Genomic DNA, 12,292 nt, shown 5'->3' on the forward strand with positions numbered 1-12,292 from the left:
CCTATGCTGGCTAGCCGTGCTTTTCGATGCCCTCCCGCGCCCCGCCGCCGAACTGTGCCCCGGCGTCGCGCACGTGCCCGGCTGGCTCGCGGTGGAGGCCCAGCGCGACCTGGTGACGCGGGCCCGGGAGACGGCGCGGCAGTATGCCGGCACGCCGATGGCGATGGTGCGGCCGCGCTTAAAAAGCGGGCAGATGTCCGTGTTCATGCTGCACTTAGGGCACTTCTGGGACTACGAGACTTACCGCTACGTGGACGTGAAACACGGTGTGGAGGTCCCGCCGCTGCCGCACGACATGGTGCAGCTTGCCCACAACGCTTTGCGCGCCGCCGCCGACGTGTCAGCGGATCTCACGCCCTGGGCGGATACCTTCCATCCCGACATGGCGCTGGTGAACTACTACCCGCCGGGGGCGACGATGGGCATGCACCAGGACACCTACGAGCGGACGAATGCGCCGGTCGTCTCGCTGTCCATTGGTGACGACGCCCTTTTCCGCATCGGGAACACCGAGAACCGCAACCGCCCCTGGGACGAGGTGACGCTGTGCTCTGGCGACCTCATCGTCTTCGGCGGGCCGAAGCGCCTGGCGTTCCACGGCGTGCCCGCGACTAGGCCGGAGACGCTTCCCGCGGGCTGTGGGCTGGAGTCCGGCCGCATCAACATTACGTTCCGGCAGGTGTACCACTAGCTTACGATGGCGCGTATGACGAATGACGTAAAGCACCTAGAGCAGTTGGCTGAAGGCAAGGTGGCTGTGGTCACCGGGGCATCGTCAGGCATCGGCGCGGCGGCGGCCCGCGCGTTGGCTGCCGATGGCTGGTCCGTCGTCGCAGCGGCGCGCCGGGCGGACCGGCTGGACGAGCTGGCCGCGGGCACCGACCGCATCGTCGCGTGGCAGCTGGATGTGACCGACAGGGCGGCGGTAGAGGAGCTGGCGCGCGCCCTCCCGCGCGTCGATCTCCTGCTCAACAACGCCGGGGGAGCGCGCGGGCTGGAGCCCATCGCGGAGACCGACCCGGCCGATTGGCAGTGGATGTACGAGACGAACGTGCTGGGTACGCTCCACATGACCCAGGCATTGCTGCCGGCGCTCAAGGCGGCCCCGGATAACTCCGGGCTCATTATCAACGTCGGCTCGGTGGCCGCGTGGGACCCGTACCCGGGCGGCGCCGGCTACAACGCCGCGAAGTTTGGCGTGCGCGCGATGACCAAGGTGCTTCGCCAGGAGAACCCGGAGATCCGCGTGACGGAGATCGACCCCGGGCGCGTGGCTACGGAGGAGTTCTCCTTGAACCGCTTCCGCGGCGACGCCGACCGCGCCGCCGAGGTGTATGCCGGGAATCTCAACCTCACCGGCGAGGATGTCGCCGAGACCATCCGATGGGTGGCGGGGCTGCCGAGCCGGGTGAACATCGACACGCTCACCGTCAAACCGCGCACCCAGGTCTAAGCCGCAGGCCTAGTCCTCCTGCAGCCCGAACTGATCCCACTTGGTCGGGGTCAGGTTGCGGAACACGTGCTTGTGCTCCTGGTACTCCTCGAGGCCAGTCGGGCCGAGCTCGCGGCCGTTGCCGGATTGCTTGTAACCGCCCCACTCGGCCTGCGGCAGGTACGGGTGGAAATCGTTGATCCAGATGGTGCCGTGGCGCAGGCCGCGCACCACGCGCTCGGCCTTGCCCGCATCGTTGGTCCACACGGCCCCGGCGAGACCATAGATGGTGTCGTTACCGATGCGGATGGCGTCTTCTTCGGTGGTGAAGGTCTCGACGGTGACCACCGGGCCGAAAGCCTCGTCGTGGACGCACTCCATGTCCTGGGTGGCGCCGTCGATGATGGTCGGCAAGTAGTAGATGCCCGCACCCAGATCGGTCTCCCCGGTGCCGTGCTGCCCGTGGGTGTCCTCCGCGGTGGCGGCGCGGCCGCCGGTGAGGATCTTCGCGCCCTGCTCGCGCGCGCGGTCCACGTACTTGGCCACCTTGTCGCGCTGGCCTTCCGAAATCAGCGGGCCGGTCTCGGCCTTCGAGTCCTTCGGCCCGCCGATCTTGATGCGGTTGGTGCGCTCGACCAAGGCATCGACGAACTTGTCGTGGAGCGATTCCTCGACGATGATGCGTGAGCCGGCGGAGCACACCTGGCCGGAGTGGAAGAACGCGCCGTTGAGGGCGTTGTCCACGGCGGTGTCGAAATCGCAGTCGGCGAAGATCACGTTCGGGTTCTTGCCGCCCAGCTCCAGCGCGGTGCGCTTGACGGTTTCCGCCGCATTCTTGGCGATGATCTTGCCCGTCTCCAGGCCGCCGGTGAACGAGACCATGTCAACGTCGGGGTGCTGCGAGAGCGGGTTGCCGCAGTTCGCGCCCGCTCCGGTGATCAGGTTGGCCACGCCGGCGGGCAGCCCGGCATCGCGAAGCACGGCCATCAACATCATGGCGGTGTGCGGGGTCAGCTCCGCCTGCTTGAGTACGAAGCTATTGCCCGCGGCGATGGCTGGGGCGACCTTCCAGGACACCTGGAGCAGCGGGTAGTTCCACGGCGTAATCAGGCCGCACACACCAACCGGCTCGGCATCGACGCGGGACCGGATGTTCTCGTCCGCCGGGTCCACCACGCGGCCCGCGTGGTGCGAGGCGAGGGTGCCAAAGTAGTCGAAGGCGCCGGCGATGTCGTCCATGTCCGCCTGGGACTCCTCGTAGCGCTTGCCGGTGTCCGCAGACTCCGCGGCGGCGAAGAGATCCTTGTTGTCCCGGATCGCGTCGGCCACCCGTACGAGCAGCTTGCCGCGCTCGATGGCCGGGACCGAGGACCACACGCCCTCATCGAAGGTGCGGCGCGCTGCCTTGATGGCGTCGACGGTGTCGTCCTCGGATGCCTCGGAGACCTCGGCCACGACGCTGCCGTCGGCCGGGCACACGATGGTGCGCGTCTCACCGTTGCGGGCAGCCTTCCATTCGCCGTCAATGAAAAGGGACTTCGGACCGCCTTCGCCGTGCACGCCGGCGAGGAGATCCACCTGTGCGGGGTCGAACAATGCTGAGCTGGTAGTCATTTACCGCTCCTTTCTCACATAGCGTCTGCCGGACACTCTAATTGTCTTCGCGCCACAGCCTCTCGGGCTCGGCGTTGTCGGACAGATCCGTCTTGCCGTCCTGCAAGTGAATGAAGGTCAGGTGGCGCTCGTACAGGTCGAGCACATTGTTGATGAGCTGGTTTTCCGAGTAGCCGTAGACGTCAAAGCCCATCGAACCGGTGTGGTCGAAGACCTCGAGCCGGTAGTGGCCCTGCTTCGTATCGGAGGAGTTCTGGATCCAGCCCGGCCGGTCGGTCTCGACCGGGAACAGCTGGTAGCGGAAGTTTCGGTCGTTGGCCAGCTCGATTTCCAGGTCCAGCTCGTGCAGATCCCGATCCGGCAGCGGGGAGGTGAGCAGGGTGGCCTGGTAGCCGCGATCCCGCAGCTCGTGCGCGACCTTTTCCAGCGCGGGGGAGGCGACCGTGTCGGTGTAGTTATTGACCTCCGCGCCCGTCGGGAACGCGTTGGCGCGGTTCAACCGCTCCTTCCACTGATCCGAGGAATCGTGGGCATCGGTACGCCCGGAAATGACGCTGTGCAGGGTGGTGGTGCGCGCCTCACTTTGCACCGACTCCAGCCGCAGGGACTTCGTCAGCGAGAACATGACCAGGTAAATCACGAAAGCGAACGGCAGGCCCATGACCACGGTTGCGGACTGCACGGTCTCGATGCCGTCCAGCTGCAGCAGCGCCAAGGTGAGCAGCCCGACGGTGACCGACCAGAAGATGCGGAGCCAGCGGCTGCCGTCCTGGCGGCTGTCGGTGATGCGCGAGGTGAAGTTGGACATCACCAGCGCGCCCGAATCGGCGGACGTGATGTAAAGCAGCAGGCCGACGAGCGTGGTGACGAAGATGATGATGCCGGACAGCGGGAACTCGGAGAGCAGATCGTAAAAGCCCTGCTCCGGGGTCTCGATGGTGTTTTTCGCGAACTCTTCGTGCTGGCCGTCCCGGACGAGATCGAGTGCCGTGTTTCCGAAGAACGACATCCACATCAGGATGAAGAGGAACGGGAAGGTCAGCGTGCCGAAGATGAACTGGCGCAACGTGCGCCCGCGGGAAATGCGGGCGAGGAAGAGGCCCACGAAGGTGCCCCACGCGATCCACCACGCCCAGAAGAAGAGGGTCCAACCCTGCATCCACTCGGCGGTGGCGGCGGGATCCGGGCTGAATGCGTAGGTGTCCATCGTCCAGGACGGGAAGCTGGAGATGTAGTCACCGATATTCATCACGATGGCGTCGAAGAGGAAGGAGGTCTTTCCCACCGCGACGATGTACACCATCAGGGCGATGGCTAGGTAGACGTTGAGCTCGGAGAGGAAGCGAATGCCCTTGTCCACGCCCGACACGGCGGACAGCGTGGCCACGGTGATGGCGATGACGATGAGCGCCGCCTGCAGGCCGAAGCCCTGCTCGACGTCGAAGATGAGGTGGATGCCGTAGGACAGCTGCACCACGCCGATGCCCAGCGAGGCGGTAACGCCGAAGACTGTGCCCAACATCGCGGCGACGTCCACGCCGTCGCCGATGGGGCCGTGGATGCGCTTGCCGATCAGCGGGTACAGCGCCGAGCGGATCGCCAGCGGCATGTTGAGGCGGTAGGCGAAATAGCCGAAGGCCATGCCCATCAGCGCGTAGATGGACCAGCCGGTCAAGCCGTAGTGGAACATGGCGAACACGACGGCGTCCTTGGCCGCCTGCATATCTTCACCATCGCCCGTGGGCGGGTTGAAGTACATCGTCACCGGCTCGGCGACGGCGAAGAACATAAGATCAACGCCGATGCCGGCGGCAAACAGCATCGAGGCCCAGGAAAACGTGTTGAACTTCGGCCGCGAGTGGTCGGGGCCCAGGCGGATTCGCCCAGCCTTGGAAAACGCAACCGCAAGCACGAAAACCACCGTGATGGTGGCCGTGAGCACGTAGAACCAGCCGAGGTTGGAACCGATCCACGCGGTAGTGTTTCCGAGCACCTCGGCGGCGTTGTTGGGGGCGAGGCCGGCGTAGGCGGCCATCGCCAGGATGAGGACACCGGAGATGATGAATACCGGCCAGTTCGTTTTCGGGGTCGGCACCTGGTCGGCCCCGACGTCTTTACCGGTTTCAGCCCGGTAGCTTCCGACAAGCGCCCGCATTGTGGGCTCTCTATCTTCTTTCACACAGACTCCTTCAAAGGTTGTTTGTGAAGCGGCCTGACAAGCTGCTCACACAGAGCAATAGGGAAGTGAGTGTTCCGCCCCGACGTTACTGCATCCTGGGGTTGAGCATGGTGGCACCCACTAGATACGGTGCCTAGACTGTAAAACGCTTCTCCGAGGCAAGCGGTGCTCAAACAGGAGGGATGACAACTTGATCGAAGCGAAGAAGTTCTTTGGCCGCGGCTCGAAGTCCGCGGCGACCGATGAAGTATCCGACGTCGTTGTAGTGGGTGGCGGTTCCGCAGGCGCGGTCATCGCCTCCCGTCTGACCGAGAACCCTGATACCCGAGTTGTTGTCCTCGAGGCTGGCCGCGAGGATTCGCTGTGGGATCTTTTCGTGCACATGCCGTCAGCGTTCTCTTTCCCCATTGGGGCGAAGAACTACGACTGGATGTACGAGTCTGAGCCGGAGCCGGAGATGAACGGCCGCCGCATCTACCACGCGCGCGGCAAGCTGCTCGGTGGTTCCTCCTCCATCAACGGCATGATTTTCCAGCGCGGCAACCCCATGGACTACGAGAAGTGGGCCGACAACCCGGGCATGGAGCACTGGGACTACGCCCACTGCCTGCCGTACTTCAACAAGATGGAAACCGCCGCTGCCGCCGAGCCGGACGATCCGCGGCGTGGCCACGACGGACCGCTGTACCTCTCCCGCGGCCCGGCGACGAGCTCGCTGTTCCAAGCCCTGTTCAAGTCCGTCCAGCAGGCCGGTTTTGACCTGACTAACGATGTCAACGGCTACCGCCAGGAAGGCTTCGCGCCGTTCGACCGCAACATCCGCCACGGCAAGCGCTGGTCCGCCGCGCGTGCGTACCTGCACCCGAACTTGCAACGCAAGAACCTCGATGTCCGCCTGCACGCGTTCACCACCAAGGTGATCTTCGACGGCAAGAAGGCCGTCGGCGTGGAATACGAAAAGGACGGCGAGACCCGCCGCGTATACGCGGACAAGATCGTGCTGTCCGCCGGCGCAATCAATACGCCGCAGCTGCTGCAGGTCTCCGGCGTGGGCGACCGCGAGCTGCTGGAAAAGCACGGCATCGACGTCGTGCACCACCTGCCGGGCGTGGGCGAGAACCTGCAGGACCACCTCGAGGTCTACATCCAGTACGAGCTGACGAACAACACTGATTCGTCCCAGCCGTACCTGGACAAGTGGCGCTGGCCGTTCATGGGCCTGAAGTGGCTGGCCACCAAGCGCGGCCCGGTGGCCACCTCCCACTTCGAGGGCGGCGGATTCGTGCGCTCCAACGAAAACGAGCCGTACCCGAACCTCATGTTCCACTTCCTGCCGATGGCGGTGCGCTACGACGGTCAGAAGGCCGACGTCAAGCACGGCTTCCAGTGGCACGTGGGCCCGATGTTCTCCGATACGCGCGGCCACGTGCGCATCAAGAGCGCGGACATCCACGAAAAGCCGGAGATCCTCTTCAACTACCTGCGCACGGATCAGGATCGCCGCGAGTGGGTCGAGGCCGTGCGCACCGCGCGTCAACTGCTCGACACCGAGGCAATGCGCGAGATCGGCGCCCGCGAGTTCAGCCCCGGCACCGACGTGCAGAGCGACGAGGAAATCCTCGAGTGGGTACGCAACGACGGCGAGACCGCTCTGCACCCGTCGTGCACGACCAAGATGGGCACCGAGGACGACGAGATGGCTGTGGTCGACCCCGAGTCCATGCGCGTGTGGGGGCTGGAAAACCTCTACATCGCGGATGCCGGCGTCTTCCCGTCGGTTCCGAACGGCAATATCTACGCACCGACGATGATGGTCGGCGAGAAGGCCGCGGATCTCATTGCCGGCCGCACGCCGCTCGAGCCCAACTACGCACCGTGGTACAAGGCAGGCGAGGGCATGCCGAAGTACGCGGAAGGCGAGAAGGTTCGTGACCACGTGCACGCCATCGAAGGCGCGGATCACTAGGTAAAACCGCCCCGAAAACAGCCCGCCTTCAGCTGCGACGGCAGGAGGCGGGTTCTTTGCGTGTGGGGCTCGCACAGTCCCTTTTGGGAAGGCAGTTGCCCCTACGCAAGGGGGCCGTTAGTATTCGCGTTCGTTAGTGCCATTGAAGGCGAAAGTGTGTTGTGAGAGGAGGATGAGACGTGTCGATAGCCAGTCTTTTAACCCTGGTGGGAATCTGGGCCGCTGCCGTCGCTGTACCGGGGCCGGATCTCGCGCAGGTGGTGCGGCTCGGTATGCGTTCTACTCGCGCGGGCCTCTGGTGCGCCCTGGGTTCGGTGTCGGGCCTGGTGTTCTGGTTGACGGCGTCGTTGGCCGGCTTGTCCGCCCTCATCACTCACCACCCGTCGGTGCTCGGGTTCCTGCAGCTGTTCGGCGGCGCCTACCTGATTTTCATGGGCTACAGCCAGGCCCACAGCATCTGGAAGAGCCGCCGCAAGCGCGCGACCACCACGGAGACAAGCGACGGCGTTTCGCGCCACCCCGGTGAGCCGTTCCAGATCATCACGAAGAAGGAATCCTTCCGCACCGGGTTGACCACGAACCTGTCCAACCCGAAGGTGGTCATCTTCTTCGGCGCGATCTTCTCCCAGTTCATCACGCCCGACATGGGCGTGTGGTGGACCATGCTCGTCGCGGCGGCGATGCTCGCGGTCAGCACCGCCATCTTCGTCACTTACGCGCTGCTCATCCGCGTCATTTCCAAGTGGCTGATGCGCCACAGCACGGCGGTGGACGCCGTGACTGCCGCGGTCTTCGGCGTGCTCGGCATCGTCATCATGATCCGCGGCATCGGCGCGGTGCTGGGCTAGAAATCATCCCGCGGGAGGACGCCCGCCGTCTTGCGCGCGGGCTAGACTCAGCCGCATGATTTTCACCACCACAAATACCGTCGATGGTTACGAGATCGAGCAGTACCTGCGCGTTGTCGCGGGTGAGACGGTCACCGGCATCAACTTCATGAAGGACTTCGGCGCGGGCCTGCGCAACATCGTGGGCGGCCGCTCCGCCGGCTACGAGGAAGAAGCGGTGCGCGCCCGCGAGGCCGCGCTCAACGAGCTGTGGAACCGTGCCCAGGAGATCGGCGCCGACGCCGTGGTCGGCATCGCGGTCGACTACAGTCCGATGGGCACCAGCAATGACATGCTGCTCGTCTCCTGCACCGGCACCGCGGTGAAGCTGCGGCCCAAGAACTAGAGGTGGCGCATGCCGGCAGTACACTTGCGGGCATGAACGAGGCAGACGTACCTATTTCCGGTGAGTCCATCAAGCTGGGGCAGTTTCTCAAGGTGGCGAACGTCGTCGCCACCGGCGGGGAAGCGAAAGAGAGCATTGCCTCCGGCGACTTGCGCGTCAACGGCGAGGTAGAAACGCGCCGCGGCGCGACCCTCCGCCCGGGTGACGTGGTCACCCTCGGCGACGAGGTGGCCCTGCGCGTGGCGGAAGACGACGCGGACGACGACTACTTCGACGAGGCCACCGCGGACGACGACTTCGATCCGGAGAAGTGGAGGAACCTCTAATGCCCGCCTTTCTCGCAGAAGCCGGGATGCCCTACTGGGTCGACCTCATGACGTCCGACGCGGAGAAGTCCGCCGCCTTTTACGCCGAGGTGCTCGGCTGGGAGGTCTCCGCCACCGAAACTGACGCCTACCGCATGGGCCGGCTCCACGGCCTGCCCGTCGGCGGGTTCATCCCGCAAGACAGCGACACGTGGGTGACCTACTTCCTCTCCCGCGATCTAGACCAAGATCTCCAGCGGGTCGAGTCACTCGGCGGGAAGGTTATGGCCCCGCCGCGCTCGGTGGAGCACGGGGAGATGGCGGTGGCCTGCGACCCGGCGGGCGGCATGTTCGGCCTCATCCAGCCTCCCGCGGGCGAGCACTTCGTCGCCGGCGGCGAGCCCGGGTGCGCGGTCTGGCACGAGCTCGCCGTCACCCGTGACTTCCGGAAGGTCGTGGACTTCTACGCCCACCTATTCAGCTGGGACATGCAGGTCAGCGACGAATACGCCGTGGCGGAAGAAGAGGGGGCGGCGTTCGCCGGCTTGTGGAACGCGGTGGCGCTCGCCCATGAGGACACCGCCAGCCTGTGGCAGACCTACCTCGGGGTCGAAGACATCGATGCCGTGGCCGCCCGCGTGCCCGAGCTGGGTGGAACCGTTGTGCGCGGCCCGGAGGAATCGCCCTTCGGCCGCCTGTGCGCCGTCGCCGATCCGAACGGCGCGGTGGTGACGCTGGCGGAGGTGCCCAAGCCGCCGGAGGAGGAGCCGCGCGAGGGCGATCAGCTTTAGTCGGCCACCCGGTACCAACGCGCCGCGTTGTTCCAGAAGACGTCCTCTACCGCGGAATCACCCGCCGCCTCACCGACGGTCTGCCGGATAAGGTCCAGGTCGGCGTCCCTAAACGGCCGCGCGGCGCGTGTCGATGGCACATCCGTCCCCACCATCAGCGCCGCCGGGTTCACGCGCAGGATCTCCTTTATCGCGCGTGCCGGATCGAGGTCGACGCGCCCAAAGCCGGTCGCCTTGACGCGCACGCCGGCCGCGACAAGCTCGCACAACGCCGGCAGGCCGTCGGCGTGCATGCCGAGGTGGTCGATGCTCACCGCCGGGAGCTTCGCGATGGTCCGCTGCAACGCCGCGTCCGCCGCCACCGTGCGGGTGTCGATGTAGAGCTCCGTATGCCACCCGGCCACCTCGAACACGCGGCGGGCGAAGTGATCCAGGTCCTCCAACCCCGCGGAACCGCCGCGCTTGAGGTTGAAGCGGACGGCGCGCACGCCGGCATCGGCAAGCTCGCGAATGTCCTCGTCCGGGGTGTCGGCGGGCAGCTGGGTCACGCCCACGAACCCGCGGCCTAGGCGCTGCAACGCGTCGGCCAGATAGGTCTGGTCGAAGCCCTGGAAGGAGCCGGACACGACAGCGCCGCCGCGCACGCCCAGATCGCGCACGCGCTCCTGGTAGTCCGCCACCGTAAAAGGATCGGGCAGAAAGCCGTTATTTTCCTGCAGCGGGAAGGCGGGATCGATGATGTGGAGGTGGGCATCGAAAAGCATGGGCTCAATTCTGCCAGTTGCCGGGGCCCAAACCCTTATGCTGGTGCAGTATGACTCACTTGAACGACCTGTACCACTTCGTTAACGGACCCTGGCTGAAAAGCCACACTATTCCCGATGACCGCGGCGTGGACGGAACGTTCCACGCCCTGCGCGATGAGGCCGAGGAGTTCGTCCACTCCATCGTCGAGGAGGACACCGGCCGCGCGGGTACCCTTTTCGCCTCCTTCATGGACACCGAGGGCGTCAACGAGCGCGGCCTCGAGCCGATCGACGGCGAGCTCGACCGAATTGCATCCGCCACCAACCTCGATGAGTTCGCCCATGTCCTGGGCCAGTTCGAGCGCGACGGCGTCGGCGCGCCCGTGGCCTTCTGGGTGGAAAAGGACTCCGGCTCCGAGGAGGCGGTGGCCTACCTCATCCAGTCGGGACTGGGGCTGCCGGACGAGGCGTATTACCGCGCCGACGAGCACGCCGACACCCTCGCCGCGTACGAGGAGCACGTGGTGGAGATGCTTGGCTTCCTCGACCCGGCCCGCCTGAATGGCCTGAGCGGCGAGGACGCGGCCGCGCGCATCGTCGCACTGGAAAAGGAGATCGCCGCAGGTCACTGGGACGTCGTGTCCACCCGCGACGCGGTCAAGACCTACAACCCGACCGAGTTTGCCGAGCTGCCCGCCGTCACCCAGACCATCCTGCGCGCCGCCGGTCTGCCGGAGCACCGCGTGGTCAACATGATGCCGTCCTTCCAGGACCACCTGGCGCAGTTGCTTGACGATGACCGCCTGGACGACTGGAAACTCTGGGCCACCTGGCGCGTCCTGCGCACCCGCGCCGGGCTGCTGGCGGAGCAGGTGGGCAAGAAGAACTTCGAGTTCTACGGCACCCGCCTGTCCGGCGCGACCGAGCAGCGCGACCGCTGGAAGCGCGGCGTGGGGCTCACCGAGGCGATGGTGGGCCAGGAGATCGGCAAGATCTTCGTCGACCGCCACTTCCCGGCGTCGTCCAAGGAGGAGATGCTCGAGCTGGTCGACTACCTCATCGCCGCCTACCGCGAGCGCATCAGCACGCTCGGCTGGATGACCGAGAAGACCCGCGAACGCGCGCTGGAGAAGCTCTCGCAGTTTAAGGCGAAGATCGGTTACCCGGACACCTGGCGCGACTACTCCGGCCTGGAGTTTTCTGAAAAGGGCGCGGATCTGGTGGACAACGCACGCAAGGGCGCGGCGTTCGCCCACGACTACGAGGTGGCCAAGATCGGCAAGCCTGCGGATCGCGATGAATGGGTCACCACCCCGCAGACCGTCAACGCCTTCTACAACCCGGTGGTCAACGACATCACCTTCCCGGCGGCCATCCTGCGTCCGCCGTTTTACAACCCGGAGGCCGACGCGGCGGAGAACTTCGGCGCTATTGGCTCGGTCATCGGCCACGAGATCGGCCACGGCTTCGACGACCAGGGCTCGCAGTACGACGGCCACGGCAACCTGCAGTCCTGGTGGACGGACGAGGACCGCGCAGCCTTTGACAAGCTGACCGGCGAGCTGGTCGGCCAGTTCGACGGACTCATCCCGACCGTGCTGAAGGAAAACGGCGTGGAGACCTCCGGCGTCAACGGCGAGTTCACCCTGGGCGAAAACATCGGCGACCTGGGCGGTCTGGGCATCGCCGTGGTGGCCTACGAGAACTACTGCCGCGACAAGGGCATCGACATCGACGAAGCGAAGGCGGAGTTCGAGGTCGCGGACGCCGATCCGGATCTCTACGGCACCGAGTACTCCGGCATCCAGCGCCTCTTCTTGTCCTGGGCCCGCGTGTGGCGCACCGCCATCCGCCCAGAGATGGCGCAGCAGTACCTGGCCATCGACCCGCACTCGCCGGCCGAGTTCCGCTGCAACCAGATCGCGGCGAACGTCGCGGAGTTCTACCACGCGTTCGACGTGCCGGAAGACTCCCTGATGTACCTCGCGCCGGATAAGCGCGTGACCATCTGGTAGGCGAGGGGTAG

General features: G+C 65.7%; 11 protein-coding genes. 8 read left to right on the forward strand and 3 right to left on the reverse strand.

All coding sequences use genetic code 11. The annotated features are described in order from the left end of the window. The first annotated feature begins 16 nt into the window (after nucleotides 1-16). Entirely contained in the window at nucleotides 17-691 is a 675-nt protein-coding gene (locus tag CMASS_RS00445) for an alpha-ketoglutarate-dependent dioxygenase AlkB family protein (RefSeq protein ID WP_022863175.1), read from the forward strand. Between the two features lie 15 nt (nucleotides 692-706). Then, on the forward strand, nucleotides 707-1,453 hold the full coding sequence (locus CMASS_RS00450) for an SDR family NAD(P)-dependent oxidoreductase (RefSeq protein WP_022863176.1): 747 nt from the start codon (nucleotides 707-709) through the stop codon (nucleotides 1,451-1,453). 9 nt (nucleotides 1,454-1,462) lie between these two features. Here CMASS_RS00450 and CMASS_RS00455 read toward each other — a convergent pair whose 3' ends face one another. Both CMASS_RS00455 and betT read right to left on the reverse strand, forming a co-directional pair. Further along, nucleotides 1,463-3,046, reverse strand: coding sequence for an aldehyde dehydrogenase family protein (locus tag CMASS_RS00455; protein ID WP_027018697.1), 1,584 nt, complete (start codon nucleotides 3,044-3,046; stop codon nucleotides 1,463-1,465). A gap of 37 nt (nucleotides 3,047-3,083) precedes the next feature. Continuing rightward, a complete protein-coding gene (betT, locus tag CMASS_RS00460; RefSeq protein ID WP_022863178.1) occupies nucleotides 3,084-5,201 on the reverse strand; it encodes a choline BCCT transporter BetT in 2,118 nt (705 codons plus the stop codon). 217 nt (nucleotides 5,202-5,418) lie between these two features. Here betT and betA point away from each other — a divergent pair, with 217 nt between their 5' ends. The 5 genes from betA to CMASS_RS00485 all read left to right on the forward strand — a co-directional run bounded on the left by betA (nucleotide 5,419) and on the right by CMASS_RS00485 (nucleotide 9,520). Beyond that, a complete protein-coding gene (betA, locus tag CMASS_RS00465; protein ID WP_033399612.1) occupies nucleotides 5,419-7,191 on the forward strand; it encodes a choline dehydrogenase in 1,773 nt (590 codons plus the stop codon). Between the two features lie 179 nt (nucleotides 7,192-7,370). Continuing rightward, nucleotides 7,371-8,039 (forward strand): LysE family translocator, encoded by a 669-nt coding sequence (locus CMASS_RS00470; protein WP_022863180.1) that lies wholly within the window; start codon nucleotides 7,371-7,373, stop codon nucleotides 8,037-8,039. Nucleotides 8,040-8,094: 55 nt separating this feature from the next. Then, the gene (locus tag CMASS_RS00475; protein WP_022863181.1) at nucleotides 8,095-8,424 is read left to right on the forward strand and encodes a YbjQ family protein; all 330 of its coding nucleotides are present in this window, start codon (nucleotides 8,095-8,097) and stop codon (nucleotides 8,422-8,424) included. A 32-nt stretch (nucleotides 8,425-8,456) separates the two neighbouring features. Beyond that, nucleotides 8,457-8,750, forward strand: a complete 294-nt coding sequence (locus CMASS_RS00480; RefSeq protein ID WP_022863182.1) for an RNA-binding S4 domain-containing protein — start codon at nucleotides 8,457-8,459, stop codon at nucleotides 8,748-8,750. Further along, on the forward strand, nucleotides 8,750-9,520 hold the full coding sequence (locus tag CMASS_RS00485; protein WP_027018699.1) for a VOC family protein: 771 nt from the start codon (nucleotides 8,750-8,752) through the stop codon (nucleotides 9,518-9,520). Before CMASS_RS00480 ends, CMASS_RS00485 begins: the two co-directional genes overlap by 1 nt. On the opposite strand, the gene CMASS_RS00490 is transcribed toward CMASS_RS00485, so the two are convergent. Then, nucleotides 9,517-10,284: an amidohydrolase family protein gene (locus CMASS_RS00490; RefSeq protein WP_033399598.1), complete on the reverse strand. Its 768-nt coding sequence runs from the start codon at nucleotides 10,282-10,284 to the stop codon at nucleotides 9,517-9,519. The two genes, CMASS_RS00485 and CMASS_RS00490, sit on opposite strands and share 4 nt — an antisense overlap. 59 nt (nucleotides 10,285-10,343) lie before the next feature. On the opposite strand from CMASS_RS00490, the gene CMASS_RS00495 reads away from it, so the two are divergent. Next, complete coding sequence (locus CMASS_RS00495; RefSeq protein ID WP_027018701.1) at nucleotides 10,344-12,281, forward strand: M13 family metallopeptidase; 1,938 nt, start codon at nucleotides 10,344-10,346, stop codon at nucleotides 12,279-12,281. Nucleotides 12,282-12,292 lie beyond the last annotated feature (11 nt).

It is taken from the genome of Corynebacterium massiliense DSM 45435, from assembly GCF_028609805.1.
Lineage (GTDB): Bacteria > Actinomycetota > Actinomycetes > Mycobacteriales > Mycobacteriaceae > Corynebacterium > Corynebacterium massiliense.